The sequence below is a fragment of the Psychrobacillus sp. NPDC096389 genome (assembly GCF_044762855.1).
Classification (GTDB): Bacteria; Bacillota; Bacilli; order Bacillales_A; family Planococcaceae; genus Psychrobacillus.
The window spans coordinates 1-21,510 of the sequence record NZ_JBIWFB010000007.1 but is presented as its reverse complement, the minus strand read 5'-3'; the positions used below and the strand labels follow the sequence as shown (position 1 = coordinate 21,510).

Genomic DNA, 21,510 nt, shown 5'->3' with positions numbered 1-21,510 from the left:
TGCATATACTATATTAAAAAGAAAGTGAGTTAAATATATGAACTCTCAAGCAACAGCTCTTCAATCTCTTTCTACTATCTATTATAAAGAAACAGGAGTAGTTTGGCGATTAAGCAACTACTTTTTAACACATATTCCTTTTGACCATCCAAACGTAGTCTTTTGTTGTATAGGAACTGATCGCTCTACAGGTGATGCCCTCGGACCAATGACCGGTTCCTTTTTAACTCAGCTCGTTTCTTTTCCCTTTCAAATTGTCGGTACTTTAGATAGTCCATTACATGCTTTAAATTTAGAAGAAACCGTAGAAAAGTTAAAAAGCTCACCTGATTCACCCTATATTGTTGCCATTGATGCTTGTTTAGGGAATTCCAATAATATCGGGCAAATTATTGTACATCCTGGTCCACTTTATCCAGGAAAAGCTGTAAAAAAAGAATTACCTCCAATTGGAGAAGTTTCCATTAAAGCAGTTGTGAACATTGGAGGCTTTATGGAATACAACGTTTTACAAAGTACACGACTTAACTTAACTTTTGAAATGGGTAAGGTAATTTCACGCGCCCTTCTTTTAGCGTGGCATCGTTATAATTTAAAAATTATAAATGAAAGCGACCGCAATGCCAACAATGACTAAACTCGGCAAGAGATTTGCTACTCTAATTTTTGTCAAACCAAGTAAATTTAAACCGATTGCGATAATCATTATTCCACCAGTAGCTGTCATTTCTTGAAGAAACAATTCAAGTGCAGCTTCTGGTATAATTTTAGTAATTTGCGTTGCAAATAAAGCGATTAATCCCTGGTAAATTAACACTGGAAAAGCTGATAGTAAAACACCTATCCCTAAAGTTGCAGACAAAATAACAGAAGTAAAACCATCAATTATACCTTTACTAATGAGTAATTCATGATCATTTTGAAGTCCGCTATTTAATGCTCCTAAAACTCCCATTGCCCCAATAACAAATATAAGTGTACTCGTAACAAATCCCTGTGCAATACCTCCTCCTTGAGAGGCTTTTGACCCAAACCTTTTCTCTATAAACTGACCTAGTTTATTTAAGCCCTTATCTAAATCAATCCATTCTCCGATAACTGCACCAAATACGATACAAATAATAATTAATACAAAATTGCTACTTTTTAAGCCCATTTGAATACCTAATAAGGTCACCGTAATCCCAATAGCACCCATTACTGTTTGTTTCATATTTTCTGGAATTCCCTTTAATAGTCTTCCAGCAATAGCTCCTATAATTATTAATAGAGCATTGACCAAAGTCCCCAACAATACCATCCGAATTCTTCATCTCGTTTCTAAAAATATAACCTATTTCTAGGTCCCCCTAGAAATAGGTTAATTTAATTTTCTAATAACTCTAATATTCTTTCTAAGTCGTCTTCTGAATAAAACTCAATTTCAATTTTCCCTTTGTCTTTACCTTTTGTTATAGACACGGATGTACCAAAGAAGTCTCTTAACTCAGATTCTTTTTCTTTTGTAAAAATGTCTTTTTCCTCTTTTTTTGTTTCACGTGGAACATTCTCATTTAATCGTTGTACTAATGCTTCTAATTGGCGTACATTCAGATTTTCTTTTATCGTTTTTTTCATAATTACTGGGATGTTTTTTTTCTTTTTTAAACCTAATAATGCTTTTCCATGTCCCATAGTTAAAGTACCTTCGGAAATTGTATCTCTGACGATTTCTGGTAAAGTGAGTAATCGTACGTGATTAGCAATATGTGGTCTACTTTTACCTAATCTAAATGCAAGTTGCTCTTGCGTTAAATTTAAGTGTTCCATTAAGTTTTGATAAGCTTCTGCTTCTTCTATTGGCGTTAAATCTTCACGCTGTAAATTTTCCAAAATAGCAAGTTCCATCATTTGCTGGTCGGTTAGTTCTCGAATAACAGCAGGTATTATATCTAAACTTGCAAGCTGAGATGCTCTGTATCTTCTCTCTCCAACGACGATTTCATATTTTGAACCTTTTTTTCGGAGAATTATTGGTTGTAATACACCGTGTTCTTTAATAGATTCTGTAAGTTCCTTCATTGCTTCTTCATCGAATACTTTTCTAGGTTGATAAGGATTGGGTTTAATTTCCGCTAAACTAATTTGTTCTACTTTCTCTGTTTTTTCTAAACTTTCACCAGGAAAGAGTGCATTAATACCTTTTCCTAAACCTTTAGCCATTACGAATCACTTCCTTCGCTAGTTCTAAGTATACTTCTGCTCCTCTAGACTTCGGATCGTAAATAATAATTGGTTCTCCATGACTCGGTGCTTCGCTCAAGCGAACATTTCTAGGAATTATTGTTTTATATACTTTCTCTTGAAAATACTTTTTCACTTCTTCGATTACTTGAATACCTAAATTAGTTCTAGCATCAAACATTGTTAATAGTACCCCGTCAATCTCTAGATGCTTATTTAAATGTTTTTGCACAAGACGGATTGTACTTAATAACTGACTTAACCCTTCTAGTGCATAGAACTCACATTGAACTGGTATGATAATAGCATTCGATGCAGTCAAAGAATTAATTGTTAGTAAACCAAGCGATGGTGGGCAATCGATAATTATATAATCGTATCGGCTTTCTACTTCTTGTAACGCCTTTTTTAATCGAACTTCTCGTGAAATAGTTGAAACTAATTCTATTTCTGCACCTGCTAAGGAAATAGTTGCAGGAACAATATGTAGGTTTTCTACCTTTGTTTCTTGAATAGTTTCTAACACACTTACATCATCTATTAATACATCGTAAATACATTGACTTATATCGCCTTTGTTTACACCTACGCCACTAGAAGCATTTCCCTGCGGATCAATATCTACAAGTAATACTTTCTTACCTAAGTATGCAAGGCAGGCACTTAGATTAACTGATGTAGTAGTCTTACCTACACCACCTTTTTGATTGGCAATTGCGATAATTCTCCCCACTCTTGTACCTACTTTCGTCATAATTTTTCGACTCTATTCCATTCTATCAAACTTCGAAAGAAAAATGGATGATATTCTTGTAACAAAAGAAAAACTCTTGCAAAAATGCGAGAGTTTGAAAAAAATAATATATTATAATTTCTTTTTAGGTATTCTAACAGTGATTTGATAAAATTCTTCCATATCTTCTTCTTCTGTTTTAATATTAATACCGCTCTTCGTAACCATCGACAAAGATTGTTTGATTGTATTTAATGCAATTCGTACGTCTTTACTAACAGCTTTCCTTTTTGGTTTAGCTGCTTTTTTATCTTCTTTCAATGGAGGGTTAATAATTTCCTCCACCTTCTGCTCTAATTGTTTTACATTCCAATGGTTTTCTATTGTCATATCCATTAGCTGCAGTTGCAGTTCTTTTTCTTTGATTTGCATTAATGCTCTTGCATGTCTTTCCGATAATTCTTTTTTCAAAATCGCTTGTTGAACTTCTTCAGGAAGTTTTAACAATCTTAGTTTATTGGCAACTGTAGATTGTCCTTTACCAAGGCGTTGTGCCAGCGCTTCTTGCGTTAGTTCATGTAATTTAAGCAACTTTTGATACGCAACCGCTTCTTCAATTGCGGTTAGTTCTTCCCGTTGTAAGTTTTCTATTAAAGCAATAGAAGCAGTTTCTTTATCACTTAAATTACGAATAATTGCTGGTACTTCTTTCCACTGCAATTTTGACATTGCACGAAAGCGTCGTTCTCCAGCAATAATTTCATATTTTTCGTCTTCCATCTTACGTATAACAATTGGTTGAATAACACCATGCGTATGAATCGTCCGAGCAAGCTCCTCTATTTTTGTTTCATCAAAAACAGTTCTCGGCTGGTATCTATTTGGCACGATCTTTTCAATTGCTATATTTACTACTTCCTCTAAATGATGTTGTGTCGGTTCGACAACTACATCTTGTCCTTGTTTTTCAGAACTTCCAAAAAAACGAGAAAAAGGACTTTTCATCTTACAAGCACCACCTTTTAGAAACTCTATACACTTAATATTCACGAAAAAAATAACACTACTATAAATGTTTCACGTGGAACGTTCCTCAATTTAATGCACCTTGACATCCTTGCCTCCGCTATCTCTTTCATTCGAGGTATTAAACTAATTTAGTAGTTTTTAATTGATTGCTAAATTAGAATCAGAAGCAAGTGATCGAGTAAGGCTAAATAATAGGCGTTTTATTTGGAATACCTGGTTTTCGAGGGTATCTTTTCGGTGTGCTTTTTGTTTTAGAAAAGACATACAACGTTCTTTCACTATTTTCAATTGGTAAATGAAAGGAATATTCAGCACTTTTTTCAGAACCTAATACATTCAGTGCTTTCTTCGCATCCTTTAACTCATCGGAAGCACTAGCAGCTTTCATCGCGATAAATCTGCCCCCTACTTTTACAAGGGGAACGCATAGTTCAGACAAAACAGAAAGTCTTGCTACAGCTCTTGCAGTCACAATATCATACTTTTCTCTATATTCGTTGTTTTGTCCAAATTCTTCTGCCCGAGCATGCACAAATTGAACATTGGATAAGTTCAATTCTTTACTTAAATTCGTTAAAAATTGAATTCTTTTATTCAATGAATCAACAATTGTCACATTTAAATCCGGGAAACAAATTTTGAGTGGGATACTTGGAAATCCAGCCCCTGCTCCTACGTCGCAAACAGAGAAAGGGCCACTAAAATCTTCATAGAAAGAGGCACTAATTGAATCGAAAAAATGTTTTAAGTAGACAGAAGGTTCATCTGTAATTGCAGTTAAATTCATCTTTTCATTCCACTCAACTAATAATTCAAAGTACTTTCTAAATTGTTTTACTTGAATATCGTTTAGCGTTATTCCTTTTTCATGAAGGGCTTGTTTAAATTGTTCTTCGTTCATGTAGTTCTCCTTATCATTTTAGACTATCCAGAAATTTTAGCTATTTTTCCTTGTTCTATATAAATAAGCAAGATTGAAATGTCCGCTGGATTCACTCCTGAAATACGGGATGCCTGTGCAATAGATAATGGACGTACTTGCTTTAACTTTTGTCTAGCTTCCGAAGCAATTCCAGAGACTGCATCATAGTCAAGTTGATCAGGAATTTTTTTGTCTTCCATTTTTTTAAGTTTTTCTACTTGTTGAAGAGACTTTTCAATATACCCTTCATATTTTACTTGAATTTCAACTTGTTCTTTTTCTTCTAATGTTAATTCTACTTCTGAAGGAACCAGTTCGGCAACTAAATCATAATGCATTTCTGTCCGCTTAAGTAAATCAGCGGCACGTATACCGTCTTTTAGCTCACTACCTTCTACTCTACGTATTAATTCCTGCGTTGCTTCATTTGGTTTAATGATTAAAGTACGCAAACGGTTTAATTCATCTTCTATCCGTTTCTTTTTAGCTAAAAATAGATCGTATCTTTCTTGAGAAACCAAACCAATTTGATAACCCATTTCAAGTAGTCTTAAATCAGCATTATCATGGCGTAATAATAAACGATATTCTGCGCGGGAAGTTAGTAAACGATAAGGTTCATTTGTTCCTTTTGTTACTAAATCATCGATTAATACTCCGATGTAGGCATCTGATCTACTTAATACTTTTTCTTCTTTATTTTGAACACGTAAGGCAGCATTAATGCCGGCCATTAATCCTTGGCCAGCTGCTTCTTCATAACCAGAAGTACCATTAATTTGTCCTGCTGTGTATAAGTTTTTAATTTTTTTTGTTTCGAGTGTTGGCCATAGTTGAGTTGGAACCATTGCGTCATATTCAATTGCATAACCAGCACGCATCATTTCAGCGTTTTCTAGTCCTGGAACTGAAGCTATCAACTGACGTTGTACATGCTCTGGTAAACTAGTGGATAGTCCCTGCACATACACTTCTTTTGTATTTCTTCCTTCTGGTTCCAAGAAAATTTGATGACGTGGTTTATCATTAAAGCGAACTACTTTATCTTCAATTGATGGACAATATCTTGGACCTGTACCTTTAATCATACCAGAATACATTGGTGACAAATGTAAATTGTCATTAATAATTTGATGTGTTTTTTCGCTTGTATATGTTAACCAACATGGCAATTGGTCCATGATAAATTCAGTTGTTTCAAAACTAAATGCTCTTGGAACATCATCACCAGGCTGAATTTCTGTTTTACTATAATCCACTGTTTTACTATTTACACGCGGCGGAGTACCTGTTTTAAATCGAACCAAATCAAACCCTAAATTTCGGATACTATCGGCTAACTTGATAGAAGGTTGCTGATTGTTTGGTCCACTTGAATATTTCAAGTCTCCAATAATTATTTCGCCACGTAAAAATGTTCCTGTTGTAATGACAACTGTTTCTGCTCTGTATATAGCTCCCACTTGCGTTACAAGTCCAACAATTTTTTCATCTTCTACAAGTAATTCTTCAACAACTGCTTGGTGAATCGTTAAATTTTCTTGTTCTTCCAGAAGTCGTTTCATTTCATGTTGATAAAGAACTTTATCTGCTTGTGCTCGCAGTGCTCGAACAGCAGGACCTTTCCCTGTGTTTAACATTCTCATTTGTATATGTGTTTTATCTATTACTTTTCCCATGGCTCCGCCTAATGCGTCAATTTCACGCACAACAATTCCTTTCGCTGGCCCTCCGATGGATGGATTACATGGCATAAATGCAATCATATCAAGATTTATTGTTAAAACAAGCGTTTTTACACCCATTTTAGCAGCTGCTAGTGCTGCTTCCACACCTGCATGTCCTGCTCCAACAACAATCACATCGAACTTGCCTGCTTCAAAGTTTGGCATGTTCGTTTCTTCCTCTCATTTTTTATTTTCCTAAACAAAACTGTGCAAATAGCTGGTCAATTAAACTTTCTTCTACTGTATCCCCAACTATTTCACCTAATATTTCCCAAGTTCTTGTTACATCTATTTGAATCATATCCACTGGCACTTCATTATGTGCAGCTTCAATTGCATCAGTCACAGTCGCTTTTGCTAAATGCAATAAAGATATATGGCGTGCATTCGATACATACGTTAAATCGGATGCTTCAATCGAGCCTTCAAAAAATAGAGAAGCTATTGCTTCTTCTAATTCATCGACCCCTTCTTCTTGAAGTAAAGAAGTTGTGACGACTCGTTTATCTCCTGCCAATTGCTTTACTTCAACCATATCAATTTCAGTCGGTAAATCTGTTTTGTTAATAATTACGATGCAATCCATACCTTCAATTGCTTCAAATAGTCTACGGTCTTCTTCTGTTAATTGTTCCGCGTTGTTTAATACAAGTAATAAAAGATCTGCTTCTTTTAATACTTGGCGTGATTTTTCAACACCAATTCTTTCAACTATGTCTTCCGTTTCTCGGATTCCAGCAGTATCTACTAATTTTAACGGAACTCCGCGTACATTAACATACTCTTCTATAATATCTCTTGTAGTTCCGGCTATATCTGTAACGATCGCCTTGTTTTCTTGTATTAAACTATTTAATAAAGAAGACTTTCCTACATTTGGTCTTCCAATAATGGCGGTTGAAAGTCCTTCACGAAGTATTTTTCCTTGAGATGATGTTATTAATAACTTTTCAATTTCTTCTTTCACCCAAGTACATTTATCAATCATCAGTGGCAGTGTCATTTCTTCCACATCGTCATACTCTGGATAGTCAATATTTACTTCTACCTGTGCTAATGTCTCAAGAAGAGCTTGTCTTAATGTGTTAATAAGTCTAGATAATCGTCCGTCCATTTGCCCTAAAGCTACATTCATGGCCTTATCTGTTTTTGCTCTTATTAAATCCATAACAGCCTCTGCTTGTGATAAGTCGATTCTTCCATTTAAAAATGCACGTTTCGTAAACTCGCCTGGCTCCGCAAGTCGTGCACCATTTATTAAAATAAGTTGTAAGACACGATTGACTGATACAAGTCCTCCATGACAATTTATCTCAATTACATCTTCTCTCGTAAATGTTTTTGGTCCTTTCATTAAGGACAGCATTACCTCTTCTACTACCTCATTTGTTTTAGGATCAACTAAATGTCCGTAATGTATCGTATGAGACGCTTGTTTTTGTAAATCTTTTTCGTTTGGCGAACGAAAAATTTTATTTGCTATAGTTATTGCATCAGTCCCACTGATTCTTACTATTGCTATAGCCCCTTCTCCAAGCGGTGTAGAAATCGCTGCTATTGTATCAAATTCCACAAGTGTCAACCTCCTTACAGTTTCAATACTTATCCACATGTGAATAAGTAACCGAACACGACTATCTAACATATAACGATACCACAAAATACCCAAAATCAGAAGCATAGATACTTTTATTCATGTGAACAAAATGTACCAATTTAACCATATCAATTACGCCTTGGTCTGCGCGATGCAAGCCAGTCAGCCATTATCTCATGAATGCGCTAGTAAATCTACATATCTCGCTGTAGCTTTCACTTTAATGAGGAAGAAATTTAGAATTCCGCGTCATTAAAATGAAAAACGGATTTCAGCTATTAAAAGCTAAAATCCGTTTTTAGTTATTTTATTGGTTCTATCACTAAATAACGATTTGGATCTGTTCCTACCGAATAAGTTTCTATATCTACCCGAAAAGATAGCGCATGATGGATTATTTTTCTTTCAAAAGATGACATTGGTTCAAACTCTACCTTTTTACCGGTACGAACAGCTTTATCTGCCATTCTTTCTGCAAGTTGTTCCAACGATTCTCTTCTACGCTCTCTATAATTCCCAACATCCAGTTTAATAATAATAAAGGAATTAGAAAACTTATTTGCAACAAGCTGAGTTAAATTTTCAAGTGCATTAAGTGTTTGTCCGCGCTTTCCTATCAATAAAGCTGCTTTTTCACTATTTAGATGAAGATGAATAAACTTTCCATCTCTTTTTTCAGTTATTACTAAATCATCGATTTTCATCTCTTTAGCGATTTTCTCTATATATTGAATCGTTTCTTCTACTGCTAACTCATTTGTTTGCTCTTTTGAAGGTACTTCATCTTCAACTGGCGTACTCACTTCAAATTCATGCACCGGTTGTAGTTCCTCTACCTTAACCTCTTCTTTTATAGGAGCCTCTTCTACTATTTCTCTTTTTAAAACAGTTACTTGTACAACTGCAGGTTTTACACCAAATCCTAGAAAACCTTTTTTACCCTCATCCACTACTGTAATCGACACGTCTTGCATGGGTACTCCTAGCTTTTCTAGTGCAATAGCTATAGCTTCTTCTTTTGTAGGTGCAGTTTGCGTAATCTGATTCATTTTTTGGCCCCTCCCGATTTAACAGGTTCTTTTTTGTTCCAAGGTTTATAAATGAATAAATTTTGAATAATAGAGATAATATTTCCGATAACCCAATATAATGTTAAGGCTGCTGGTAAAACGATACCAAATCCCATGATCATAAATGGCATAATATACATCATTATTTTCATTTGTGGGTTATCCATTGCTGGACCTGTACGTAAAACGATTAATTGCATGATACCAGCAAGAACTGCAAGTATAATACTCGGTTCTGCTAATGCAAATCCTAAAAAGTCACCTAGATTGATCTCTGGTGTATTGTTCATTCGACTAATCGCATGATAAAACCCAATCAGTATCGGCATTTGAATAAATACTGGTAAACATCCGGCTGCCGGGTTGATCCCTCTTTCTTTAAAAAGAGCCATCATCTCTTGCTGATACTTTTGTTGAGTTACCGCATCTTTTGAACTGTATTTTTCTTTTAGCTTTTGTAGTTCAGGTTGTACTTCTTGCATATTTTTAGAGCTCTTCGTTTGTTTGATCATTAAAGGCAATATTATTAAACGGATAATAATAGTTACCGTTATAATTCCTAAACCATACGTACCTAATAAATCTTTAAAATAAGTTATAGCTGAAACTAACGGCCAAACGATGTAGTGATTCCAAAACCCTTCGGAATCGGAATAGATTGGTTCGTTGAATTCAGTACAACCAGCAAGTAATACAGTTGCCACTATTAGCAACAGTACTAATGATAGTCTTTTTTTCAACCTTCTTTCCCCCTAATTATATATGTTCATCTCATCTTACCATTTCTCATAAAGTCTACACTAGCTTTTCTTTTGGAGCACCTTAGCTATTTTGAGCACATGCTCTAAACTTTTTTTCGTTTCGTGAAAATCTAGCTTGGCCGCCGGATTTCTGGCGATAATAATATAGTCCATTTTTGAATATACTTGATCATGTATTTCTAAAAAGGTTTGTCTAATATATCTCTTTATCCGATTACGAACTACTGCATTACCTACCTTTTTACTAACAGATAATCCAACTCGATAATAATCTTCTTCCTTTGTTAAGCAATAAACAACGAATTGTCTATTAGCAAATGACTTGCCTTTTTTAAAGATTTCTTGAAATTCGGCATTTCTTTTTATTCGTTGTCTTTTATTCATCGTTTCACCTGCTCCGACTAATCGTTTTAAAAGAAAAAAAAGACCACTGAATGGTCAGTGGACTTACTTATGCTGATAATACTTTTCTTCCTTTTGCACGGCGTGCTGCTAATACGCGGCGACCATTTTTTGTACTCATACGTGCGCGGAAACCGTGGTTTTTGCTACGCTTACGGCTATTTGGTTGGAATGTACGTTTCATCTATATGACACCTCCTGAGTGATCATCTTTCAATCTTCTTTAGACAGTCTCCGATATTATATATAAAGTAAGGAAATTTGTCAATTACATTTCAAAATCGCTTGTCCCACTTATTGTATTTACTTATCCACATTTTATTTCCCTCTCTAATTTTAGTTGTGTATAAAAAAATAACACCAAAAAAATATCCACATAACTTATGAACAACTTCTAAACATAATCATATGTTGTGGACAACTTAAATTGTTAATAATTCGATTAATGTGGATAACTCTTAAATCTCTTGTAATTACAATGTTTTTTTGTTACGATATTTGTGTTTTACTTTTTCAATTGAATTTCACCACTTTTTCTTATCCACAGTTGTTAGTAATCTGTGGATAAGTTTTTCCACGTACGTTTACAATATTTATCCACAGAAAGTGGATTTGTGTATATGTGTTGATTTATACATATTAATTATTTTTTGCAAGTTGTAAATAAGAACGTTTTACTACTCTAAAAAAGGAGACTAGATTATTGGAACATTTAGAAGAACTTTGGGCAAAGGTTCTCTCTGAAGTAGAAAAGAAAACATCGAAACCTAGTTATGAAACTTGGTTAAAGTCGACGAAGCTACTTTCATATAAAGGAGAGACTGTTACAATAGCTGCGCCAAATTCCTTCGCAAGGGACTGGCTTGCGGACCACTATGTCCATCTAATTGCAGGAATTTTGACGGAAGTGACTGGTAACGAACTTCTTATTTCATTTGTTGTACCAAAGAACCAAGATGTAGAAGACTTTGATCTACCAAAACCTAAAATCCCTACGAATAATGGGGATCAATCTGATTTTTCACCCGGAATTTTAAATTCCAAATATACATTTGATACTTTTGTTATAGGATCCGGAAACCGCTTCGCTCACGCAGCATCATTAGCCGTAGCAGAGGCTCCTGCAAAAGCATATAATCCTCTGTTTATATATGGAGGAGTAGGATTAGGAAAAACCCACTTAATGCATGCGATTGGTCATTACGTACAAGAACACGATCCAAATGCACGAGTGGTTTATTTATCTTCTGAAAAGTTTACGAATGAATTTATAAACTCTATTCGTGACAATAAAACCATTGAGTTTCGCAATAAATACCGGAACATAGATGTTCTGTTAATAGATGATATTCAATTCCTTGCAGGAAAAGAATCAACTCAAGAAGAATTTTTTCATACTTTTAATGCATTACATGAAGAATCCAAACAAATTATTATATCCAGTGACCGACCTCCAAAAGAAATACCTACACTGGAAGACCGACTGCGTTCTCGCTTTGAGTGGGGTCTAATCACCGATATCGCACCGCCTGATTTGGAAACAAGAATTGCTATTTTACGAAAAAAAGCAAGGGCCGACGGATTAGATATTTCTGATGAAGTAATGGCCTATATAGCAAATCAAATCGATTCAAATATTAGAGAATTAGAAGGAGCATTAATACGTGTAGTAGCTTATTCTTCTCTTGTAAACAAGGACATAAACCCTGAATTAGCGACAGAAGCATTAAAAGATATTATGCCGAATGCTCGTCCAAGAATAATTACTATATTAGATATTCAAAAAGTAGTTGGAGAACATTTTCACATTCGATTAGAAGACTTCTCAGCTAAAAAGCGGACAAAATCAATCGCATTTCCGCGTCAAATAGCAATGTATCTTTCCCGTGAGTTAACCGATTTTTCACTTCCTAAAATCGGAGAAGAATTCGGTGGGCGAGATCATACAACTGTTATTCATGCGCACGAGAAAATATCTAAAATGCTAAAAGATGATGTAAATTTACAAGATGATCTAAAACAAATTAAAACTATTCTAGGAAGATAAAATCTTTGTGGATAAGTTTGTTTCTTTTTCATTTACTTAAGAACAACTTATGCACATGTGGATAGTTCGGTATGAAAGGGTTAATATATACTTATCAACATATCCACAAGCCCTATTACTATATCTATTAATCTTTTAAATAAATAATAATTATATAAGTGAGGTAAAAAAATGAAGTTTGATGTCATGAGAGATAGTCTATTAGAGGGATTAAATGATGTTATGAAAGCAGTAAGTTCAAAAGCAACAATCCCAATTTTAACTGGTCTTAAATTAGAAGTTTCAGAAAAGGGACTTTATATTACTGGAAGTGATTCTGATATTACGATTCAAACATTTATCCCAACCGAAAAAAATGGCGAACGAATTATTAATGTGTCGGAATCAGGTTCAATTGTTTTACAAGCACGCGTATTCAATGAGATTATACGAAAACTACCTACTAACGAAGTAGAAATCGAAGTAACAAATCAATTTCAAACGCATATTCGATCAGGGAAATCGGAATTTAACTTAATCGGATTAGATGCTTCGGAATATCCTTTACTGCCACAAATTGAAGAAGACCGTCAATTCTTTATCGCTTCTGATTTGTTGAAATCGATTATTAAAGAAACGGTATTTGCTGTATCTACATCTGAAAGTCGTCCAGTACTTACAGGTGTAAATTGGCAAGTTAAAGAAGGTGAACTTCACTGTGTAGCAACAGACAGTCACCGTTTAGCAAAAAGAAAAACGGCACTGAATAACTTACCAGAAGAAGAATATAGCGTTGTTATTCCTGGAAAGAGCTTGAATGAATTAAACAAAATTTTAGAAGAAACATCTTCAGAAGTAGCAATAGTTATGACACAACAACAAATCTTGTTTAAAACAGGAGATGTATTGTTCTACTCCAGGTTATTGGAGGGCAATTACCCAGATACATCACGATTAATTCCAAATGAGTACAAAACGACAATTTTAGTAAACGGCAAATCACTGTTACAAGCTATTGATCGTGCTTCTCTACTTGCAAGAGAAGAAAGAAATAATGTCGTTCGTTTTTCAACTATTGGACAAGGATTTGTTGAAGTATCCTCTAATTCACCTGAGATAGGAAATGTAGAAGAACAAATTCAAGCAGAGTCCATTGATGGGGAAGAACTAAAACTTTCTTTTAGTGCAAAATATATGATGGACGCTTTAAAGGCAATAGATGGACAAGAAGTAAAAATTCTATTTTCAGGTGCAATGAGACCATTCGTATTAAAATCTGTTCATGATGATTCGATATTACAACTTATCTTACCGGTAAGAACTTATTAACATGTGAGTAATTGAATATAAAAAGAGGAGATAGTCACTAATGTGGCTATCTTTTTTGCTTACAGAAAACTATACACATGTGGGTAATTTGTTAATTTTATATGTAATCTACAGATTGTTTACTGAGTGTTGACTTGTTTTCAAAAATTTATATGGATTTTTTAATATACGTGTCTAGTAATTCGATTAGAACAACCTACTAATCATTGAAAGCTACCTATGCTTAAAATAGAAATTTGACCATAACATTACGTATTGTCTTTCACTAAAATACTGTAAAATTGAACGCACTTAAGAGATATTTACGCTTTTTTTTACTTATTCGGTTATTTAGAGTAAAATGAAGGGATAATGAAAATGAGAAGAGGTTGAATTATTGTTGGAAGAGATTCGTTTTGACTCAGAATTTATTACGCTCGGTCAACTATTAAAAATGACAAATGCAATAGATTCAGGTGGAATGGCCAAATGGTTTTTAAGTGAACATGCCGTTTATGTTAATGGTGAAGTAGAAGATCGTAGAGGCCGTAAACTTCGTCATGATGATGTTGTAAATATTCCAGGGGTAGGAAGATTCCAAATGATTGGACCAGAGAACGGGGATTAACATGTATATTGAACGTTTAGAGTTAAAAGATTTCCGTAATTATGAATCAATTGAGTTGGAGTTTTCCTCCAAAATAAATGTGTTTATTGGAGAAAATGCACAAGGAAAAACAAATCTGATGGAATCCCTCTATGTACTATCTATGGCAAAATCACACAGAACTTCCAACGATAAAGAATTGATACGTTGGGATGCAGACTATGGTAAAATAAGAGGGGCTATTCAAAAAAAGTATGGTCATTTACCTTTAGAACTTACATTGTCGAAAAAAGGTAAAAAAGCAAAGGTTAATCATTTGGAGCAAACAAAATTAAGTAATTATATAGGACAACTAAATGTCGTCATGTTTGCACCAGAGGATTTATATTTAGTAAAAGGAAGTCCACAAGTTAGAAGGCGATTTCTTGATATGGAAATCGGCCAAATTTCCCCTGTTTATTTACATGATTTACTTCAATTCCAAAAGATATTAAAGCAACGAAATCATTTGTTAAAACAAAATCAAGGGAAGCCGTTTCTTAAGGATGTTATGTTTGACGTATACACGGAACAATATATAGATGCTGCAGTAAAAGTAATTCAAAAAAGATTTCAATTTATGGATTTACTACAAAAATGGGCAGAACCGATCCATTTTGGTATTTCTAGAGGGTTAGAAAAGTTGACCGTTTCGTATAATTCAACTTCCGGCATTCGAGCTGGTTGGACAGAAGATGAGATGAAAGAACATCTCGAAAAAAAATTGGCAGATAGTCAAAAAAGAGAACTTGATCGAGGCGTAACCTTAACAGGTCCACATCGAGATGACCTTCAATTTTTTGTTAATGATTATGATGTCCAAACATATGGATCACAAGGCCAACAACGAACAACAGCTTTGTCTTTAAAGTTGGCTGAAATTGAACTGATAAAACAGGAGGTAGGTGAAGCTCCTGTTTTATTGCTGGATGACGTTCTATCTGAATTAGATGATTATAGACAATCCCATTTATTGAACACGATTCAAGGTGATGTTCAAACATTTGTAACTACAACAAGTGTAGAAGGAATCGCACATGACACGATTCAACATGCAAAGATGTTTCATGTGGAACAAGGTGCAGTTATTAATTGACTATAAAGTCTTTAATGTTTTTGAAAAAAAGATTCACCATTATTGAAGTGATGAAAGAGTAGGTGAGCAAGTTGGCTATGGAAGAAAAAGAGTTAGAAAAATCTTATGATGCCGATCAAATACAAGTATTAGAAGGATTAGAAGCTGTTAGAAAACGTCCAGGGATGTACATTGGTACTACCAGCTCAAAAGGACTTCACCATCTTGTATGGGAAATCGTTGATAACAGTATTGACGAAGCACTTGCTGGATACTGTGATCATATTATCGTCACCATTGAAAAAGATAATTGGATCCGAGTGGAAGACAATGGCCGTGGTATTCCAGTAGATACACAAGAAAAGATGGGAAAACCTGCAGTTGAAGTTATTATGACTGTACTACATGCCGGCGGTAAGTTTGGCGGCGGTGGTTATAAAGTATCCGGAGGACTTCACGGAGTTGGTGCTTCGGTTGTAAATGCCCTTTCCGAGTTTACAGAAGTATATGTAAAACGTGATGGAAAAATTCACTGTATTAAATTTGAGCGTGGAGCTGTAATTGCCCCATTAGAAATTATTGGTGAAGCAGAAGTAACTGGTACGACAACAAGATTTAAAGCGGACGCGGAGATTTTCACGGAAACTACTGAATATGAATTTGATATTCTGGCTCATCGTGTTCGTGAATTAGCTTATTTAAATCGTGGTTTGTCTATTACTATTGCGGACGAAAGAGAAGACCAAGAAAAGTCCATTAAATACCTCTACGAGGGCGGTATAAAGTCATACGTCGAAGATTTAAATAAATCAAAAGAGCCGATTACAGAAGAAGCAATCTTTGTGGAAGGCGAAAAAGACGGAATCGCTGTTGAAATTGCTATGCAGTACAACTCTGGTTACGCATCTAATATATTGTCCTTTGCAAACAATATTAATACGTATGAAGGTGGAACGCATGAGTCAGGATTTAAAACAGCATTAACTCGTATTATTAATGACTATGCTAGAAAAAATGGCCTGTTAAAAGAAGCGGATGCCAATTTAACCGGCGATGACGTGCGAGAAGGTTTAACGGCAATTGTTTCTGTTAAACATCCAGATCCTCAATTCGAAGGACAAACGAAAACAAAACTTGGTAACTCAGAAGTAAGTACGATTACAAATAGCTTATTTTCAGAAGGCTTTGATCGATTTTTACTAGAGAATCCACAAACTGCTCGTAAAGTCATCGAAAAGGGACTGATGGCTGCAAGAGCACGGGTTGCTGCAAAAAAAGCACGTGAATTTACGCGTAGAAAGTCAGCATTAGAAGTTTCTAGCCTTCCTGGTAAACTGGCCGATTGCTCTTCCCGTGTACCTGCGGAAAGTGAACTGTATATCGTAGAAGGTGACTCTGCCGGAGGATCAGCGAAATCAGGTCGTGATCGTCACTTCCAAGCGATTTTGCCACTTAGAGGGAAAATCTTAAACGTAGAAAAAGCACGTTTAGATCGAATTTTAGGAAATGCTGAAATCCGTGCAATGATTACAGCACTTGGTACTGGCATTGGAGAAGAATTTACGTTAGAAAAAGCTCGTTATCATAAAATTATTATTATGACTGATGCTGATGTTGATGGTGCACATATTCGAACTTTATTGCTTACTTTTTTCTTCCGTTTCATGAGACCGCTAATTGAAGCTGGTTATGTATACGCAGCACAACCACCTTTATATCAAGTGAAACAAGGAAAACATGTCGAATATTGCTACAATGACGAACAACTAAAAGAGATTTTAGATCGCTTACCAAAAACCTCCAAACCAAATATTCAACGTTATAAAGGTCTAGGAGAAATGGACGCAGAACAACTTTGGGAAACAACGATGGACCCAGATGTACGTACTTTACTCCAAGTAAACTTAGATAATGCAATGGATGCAGATGCGGTATTTGAACAGCTAATGGGTGAGGAAGTAGAACCGAGACGTCAATTCATCGAAGAAAATGCTGTCTATGTGAAAAATTTAGATATTTAAGAATGTGTATGACTGGAGGTCTTTAGCATGTCAGAAATACCGAATAAAGGTGTTAAAGGGATCAATATTAGTCAAGAAATGAAAACTTCATTTCTTGACTACGCAATGAGTGTCATCGTATCCCGTGCACTACCAGACGTTCGAGACGGGTTAAAGCCCGTTCATCGACGAATTTTATATGGAATGCAAGAATTAGGAAATACTCCCGATAAACCTCATAAAAAGTCTGCCCGTATTGTAGGGGACGTAATGGGGAAATACCATCCACATGGTGACTCGTCTATTTATGAAGCGATGGTACGTATGGCCCAGCATTGGAGCTACCGCTATATGTTAGTAGATGGACATGGTAACTTCGGTTCGGTTGATGGTGATGGAGCAGCTGCAATGCGTTATACCGAATCCAGAATGTCTAAAATTGCTCTAGAGCTATTACGAGATATTAATAAAGACACAATAGATTACAAAGATAACTATGATGGACAGGAAAAAGAGCCTGTTGTATTACCAAGTAGATTTCCTAACTTACTTGTAAATGGAGCTTCTGGAATTGCAGTTGGAATGGCAACGAATATCCCTTCCCATAACTTGGGAGAAGTAATTGATGGAGTTTTAGCATTGTCTGAAAACCCTGCGATTACGATAGAGGAATTGATGGGAATAATCCCGGGTCCTGACTTTCCAACAGGCGGTATTATTTTAGGGAAAAGTGGTATTCGTCGTGCATTCGAAACAGGTAGGGGTTCTATACTAATTCGTGCAAAAGTCGAAATCGAACAAAAAGCCAGTGGTAAAGAAGTAATTATTGTTACTGAGTTACCATACCAAGTAAACAAAGCTCGCTTAATAGAAAAAATTGCAGAATTAGTTCGTGATAAAAAAATTGATGGAATTACACACTTAGCGGATGAGTCCGACCGTAATGGTATGCGAATTGTCATTGAAGTGCGAAAAGATGCAAACTCACATGTACTTTTAAATAATTTATATAAACAAACAGCTCTACAATCTAGCTTTGGTGTTAATATGCTTGCTCTCGTCGATAACCAACCAAAAGTATTAAACATAAAAGAAATGCTTTATTATTACTTAGAACATCAAAAAGTAGTTATCCGTCGTCGCACACAATATGAGCTAAACAAAGCAGAAGATCGAGCACATATTTTAGAAGGTTTGAGAATTGCTTTAGACCATATCGATGAAATTATTACATTAATCCGTGCTTCTCGAACAGGAGAAGAAGCGAAAAATGGTTTAATTGAAAAGTTCAACTTGTCCGAACGCCAGGCACAAGCGATTTTAGATATGCGCTTGCAACGTTTGACGGGATTAGAACGAGATAAGATTGAAGATGAATATACAGCTCTTGTAAAATTAATTGAAGAACTAAAATTCATTTTAGCCAATGAATATCGAGTACTTGAAATTATACGAGAAGAAATCACTGAGATTAAAGACCGATATGCGGATAAACGTAGAACGGAAATTATCGCAGGGGGAGCAGAAGTTTTAGAGGACGAGGATTTAATACCTGTTGAAAATTCAGTACTCACATTGACAAACAAAGGATATATTAAGCGATTGCCTGCTAATACCTATAAGAGTCAAAAGCGTGGGGGTCGAGGAGTTCAAGGGATGGGAACAAACGAAGATGACTTCGTAGAACATCTATTGTACACATCGACGCATGATACTATTTTGTTCTTTACGAATAAAGGGAAAGTTTACCGCGCAAGAGGATTTGAAATTCCCGAATATGGTCGAACAGCAAAAGGATTACCGCTTATTAACTTACTTGGTGTTGAAAAAGATGAACAAGTTACTGCAATGATTCCAATGGCATCATTCGAAGAAGATAGTTATTTTATCTTTACAACAAAACATGGTGTAACAAAGCGTACCCCTGTTTCTGGATTTGCACATATTCGAGCGAATGGTTTGATCGCTATTTCGTTGCGGGAAGAAGACGAACTAATTGCTGTTCGTTTAACTGACGGTAAAAAACAAATAATCATTGGAACAAGACAAGGTAAGTTAGTGCGTTTTGAAGAAGAGGATATTCGCTCTATGGGCAGAACTGCTGGTGGGGTAAGAGGTATTCGTTTAAAAGATGATGACTATGTTGTTGGCATGGAGATTATAGAGCCAGAACAAGAAATCTTAGTTGTTACAGAAAAAGGTTATGGAAAACGTACGCCTGAATCTGAGTATCGTTTACAAACTCGCGGTGGTATGGGTGTGAAGACATGTCAAATAACCGAGAAAAATGGTCCTTTATCCGCTGTGAAGGCAGTAGATGGAACAGAAGACTTAATGTTAATCACGATCAATGGTATGCTTATTCGAATGGACGTAAATGATATTTCTATAACTGGTAGAAGTACACAAGGTGTTCGATTAATGAGACTTGCAGATGATGAATTAATAGCTACAGTCGCAAAAGTAGAAAAAGAAGAGGAGGATGACACTGAAGAAGTAGAAGAAAACTCTCCTGCTAATACTGAGTCATCATCAACAGAAGAAACAAGTGAATAAATAAAATTAGACACTCTTGAATATTACATTCAAGAGTGTCTTTTTCTTACATATACAGTGGCTAAGAATATTTAGTATAATTAAAGAAACATTTAGAAAAAGGGAGGGAATAAAATGTATCAAGCCTTAGAAAATTTAGAGGAATTGAGATTGGGAAGCATTTTAGCTGAAGACATTTTAGTGAATACCAAAAACCCTATTATTCGAAAAGATACTAAAATAACAAGGGAACATATCCAAGTATTGCGCGCATTTAACGTTAATAAAGTACCAATTGTTCTAGAAAATGTATTTGGTAGAACAGAAGAAGAAATAAATAAATTAAATGAAGATAAAGTAACAATTTTGGAAGAAAAAAAAGAGCCAGCAATTCAAACAAGTTTTGACAAGTTATATAATGATGCAGTAAAAAACTTTTATAAAGAATTTACTTCTTGGGAGGCAGGGGTGAAAGTAGACGTAGGAAAATTACGTAATATAATCATGCCGCTAGTAGAAAAGGCTATGGCCGACAAAAAAATATTTTCTCACTTAAATAGTTTTTCTTCTATAGACAATTATGTTGCACACCACTCGATTGCTGTAGGGATAATTTCTGGTGCAATAGCCCAAAAGATGAACTTCCCTGCTGGAATGATCAAGCAAATAGCCACCGCAGGCCTACTTGCAGATATAGGGATGTCAAAAGTAGATGTGAAGATTAGAGAAAAGAAAACGTACTTAACAGAGAACGATTTTTCAGAGATTAAGAAACATACTATTTACAGTTTGCAAATGATCCAGGATAGCCCCCTATTAAAATCTGAACTTAAACTTGCTATTTTTCAACATCATGAGCGTTTAGATGGCAGCGGTTATCCAAAAGGAGAAAAGTTAGATAACATATCTGTTTATTCTCAAATAATTGCTGTGGCTGACGTTTATCATGCAATGACGTCTGAACGGATATATCGTGCAAAGAGTTCCTCGTTTAAAGTATTAGAAATGATTAGGGAAGAAGAATTTGGTAAGTATAACATTGAAGCGGTACATGCCTTAATCTCACTTGTAGGTGATCTACCAATATCTACCCGTGTGCAATTATCCGATGGAAGAGTAGGGGAAGTAGTGTTTACTCACCGAGATTCTCCGATGAGACCAATGATTCGTCTAACAGAAACAGGTCAAATAATTGATCTAGCTGCTAAAAGAGCTTTATACATAGAGAGTATTCTAGAGTGATATAATAGTGGCTCTTTCCTTGTTTCTAGTGAAAAGGAAAGAGTTTTATATTTTATTTGAACAAAGTGTTGACATATTTAACGAACCTTGATATTATATAGAAGTCGTCAAAACAACACGACAACATGAACATTGAAAACTGAACATGCAAAACGTTAAGACATATAGCTTATTGATTAACTTCATAAGCAAAACAATTTTGACATCATTTAAT

Annotated in this window: 19 protein-coding genes; 8 read left to right on the top strand and 11 right to left on the bottom strand. The window is 35.2% G+C overall.

What is annotated here, in order from left to right:
• Nucleotides 1-37 precede the first annotated feature (37 nt).
• Complete coding sequence (gene yyaC / locus ACIQ38_RS16290) at nt 38-637, top strand: spore protease YyaC (protein ID WP_402825275.1); 600 nt, start codon at nt 38-40, stop codon at nt 635-637.
• Here yyaC and ACIQ38_RS16285 read toward each other — a convergent pair.
• The 11 genes from ACIQ38_RS16285 to rpmH form a co-directional block, all read right to left on the bottom strand.
• Nucleotides 593-1,300: a DUF554 domain-containing protein gene (locus ACIQ38_RS16285; RefSeq protein WP_402825272.1), complete on the bottom strand. Its 708-nt coding sequence runs from the start codon at nt 1,298-1,300 to the stop codon at nt 593-595. The genes yyaC and ACIQ38_RS16285 overlap by 45 nt on opposite strands.
• Before the next feature lie 65 nt (nt 1,301-1,365).
• Entirely contained in the window at nt 1,366-2,202 is an 837-nt protein-coding gene (locus tag ACIQ38_RS16280; RefSeq protein WP_402825269.1) for a ParB/RepB/Spo0J family partition protein, read from the bottom strand.
• Nucleotides 2,195-2,956 (bottom strand): ParA family protein, encoded by a 762-nt coding sequence (locus ACIQ38_RS16275; RefSeq protein ID WP_402825815.1) that lies wholly within the window; start codon nt 2,954-2,956, stop codon nt 2,195-2,197. The genes ACIQ38_RS16280 and ACIQ38_RS16275 overlap by 8 nt, the downstream gene beginning before the upstream one ends.
• Nucleotides 2,957-3,088: 132 nt before the next feature.
• The gene (gene noc, locus ACIQ38_RS16270) at nt 3,089-3,961 is read right to left on the bottom strand and encodes a nucleoid occlusion protein (protein WP_402825266.1); all 873 of its coding nucleotides are present in this window, start codon (nt 3,959-3,961) and stop codon (nt 3,089-3,091) included.
• A 208-nt stretch (nt 3,962-4,169) separates the two neighbouring features.
• Nucleotides 4,170-4,886, bottom strand: coding sequence for a 16S rRNA (guanine(527)-N(7))-methyltransferase RsmG (gene rsmG / locus ACIQ38_RS16265; protein WP_402825263.1), 717 nt, complete (start codon nt 4,884-4,886; stop codon nt 4,170-4,172).
• A gap of 23 nt (nt 4,887-4,909) precedes the next feature.
• Nucleotides 4,910-6,799, bottom strand: a complete 1,890-nt coding sequence (gene mnmG, locus ACIQ38_RS16260) for a tRNA uridine-5-carboxymethylaminomethyl(34) synthesis enzyme MnmG (protein ID WP_402825260.1) — start codon at nt 6,797-6,799, stop codon at nt 4,910-4,912.
• 22 nt (nt 6,800-6,821) lie between these two features.
• A complete protein-coding gene (mnmE, locus tag ACIQ38_RS16255) occupies nt 6,822-8,207 on the bottom strand; it encodes a tRNA uridine-5-carboxymethylaminomethyl(34) synthesis GTPase MnmE (RefSeq protein ID WP_402825257.1) in 1,386 nt (461 codons plus the stop codon).
• Between the two features lie 326 nt (nt 8,208-8,533).
• Nucleotides 8,534-9,280 carry an RNA-binding cell elongation regulator Jag/EloR gene (gene jag / locus ACIQ38_RS16250; protein ID WP_402825254.1) on the bottom strand — a complete coding sequence of 249 codons (747 nt, stop codon included), beginning with the start codon at nt 9,278-9,280 and terminating at the stop codon, nt 8,534-8,536.
• Nucleotides 9,277-10,041, bottom strand: coding sequence for a membrane protein insertase YidC (yidC, locus tag ACIQ38_RS16245; protein WP_402825251.1), 765 nt, complete (start codon nt 10,039-10,041; stop codon nt 9,277-9,279). The genes jag and yidC overlap by 4 nt, the downstream gene beginning before the upstream one ends.
• A gap of 60 nt (nt 10,042-10,101) precedes the next feature.
• A complete protein-coding gene (gene rnpA / locus ACIQ38_RS16240) occupies nt 10,102-10,446 on the bottom strand; it encodes a ribonuclease P protein component (protein WP_402825248.1) in 345 nt (114 codons plus the stop codon).
• Nucleotides 10,447-10,513: 67 nt separating this feature from the next.
• A complete protein-coding gene (rpmH, locus tag ACIQ38_RS16235) occupies nt 10,514-10,648 on the bottom strand; it encodes a 50S ribosomal protein L34 (protein WP_142540824.1) in 135 nt (44 codons plus the stop codon).
• A gap of 519 nt (nt 10,649-11,167) precedes the next feature.
• Here rpmH and dnaA point away from each other — a divergent pair.
• From dnaA to ACIQ38_RS16200, 7 genes are all read left to right on the top strand, one after another.
• Nucleotides 11,168-12,511: a chromosomal replication initiator protein DnaA gene (gene dnaA / locus ACIQ38_RS16230; RefSeq protein ID WP_402825244.1), complete on the top strand. Its 1,344-nt coding sequence runs from the start codon at nt 11,168-11,170 to the stop codon at nt 12,509-12,511.
• 171 nt (nt 12,512-12,682) lie between these two features.
• Nucleotides 12,683-13,819: a DNA polymerase III subunit beta gene (gene dnaN / locus ACIQ38_RS16225; protein ID WP_402825241.1), complete on the top strand. Its 1,137-nt coding sequence runs from the start codon at nt 12,683-12,685 to the stop codon at nt 13,817-13,819.
• 379 nt (nt 13,820-14,198) lie between these two features.
• Nucleotides 14,199-14,426, top strand: a complete 228-nt coding sequence (gene yaaA / locus ACIQ38_RS16220) for a S4 domain-containing protein YaaA (RefSeq protein WP_402825812.1) — start codon at nt 14,199-14,201, stop codon at nt 14,424-14,426.
• A 1-nt stretch (nt 14,427) separates the two neighbouring features.
• Nucleotides 14,428-15,540, top strand: coding sequence for a DNA replication/repair protein RecF (gene recF, locus ACIQ38_RS16215; protein WP_402825238.1), 1,113 nt, complete (start codon nt 14,428-14,430; stop codon nt 15,538-15,540).
• Between the two features lie 77 nt (nt 15,541-15,617).
• Nucleotides 15,618-17,540, top strand: a complete 1,923-nt coding sequence (gene gyrB, locus ACIQ38_RS16210; protein ID WP_402825809.1) for a DNA topoisomerase (ATP-hydrolyzing) subunit B — start codon at nt 15,618-15,620, stop codon at nt 17,538-17,540.
• Between the two features lie 27 nt (nt 17,541-17,567).
• Entirely contained in the window at nt 17,568-20,075 is a 2,508-nt protein-coding gene (gyrA, locus tag ACIQ38_RS16205; RefSeq protein WP_402825235.1) for a DNA gyrase subunit A, read from the top strand.
• A 114-nt stretch (nt 20,076-20,189) separates the two neighbouring features.
• On the top strand, nt 20,190-21,296 hold the full coding sequence (locus ACIQ38_RS16200; protein ID WP_402825232.1) for an HD-GYP domain-containing protein: 1,107 nt from the start codon (nt 20,190-20,192) through the stop codon (nt 21,294-21,296).
• Nucleotides 21,297-21,510: the final 214 nt, after the last annotated feature.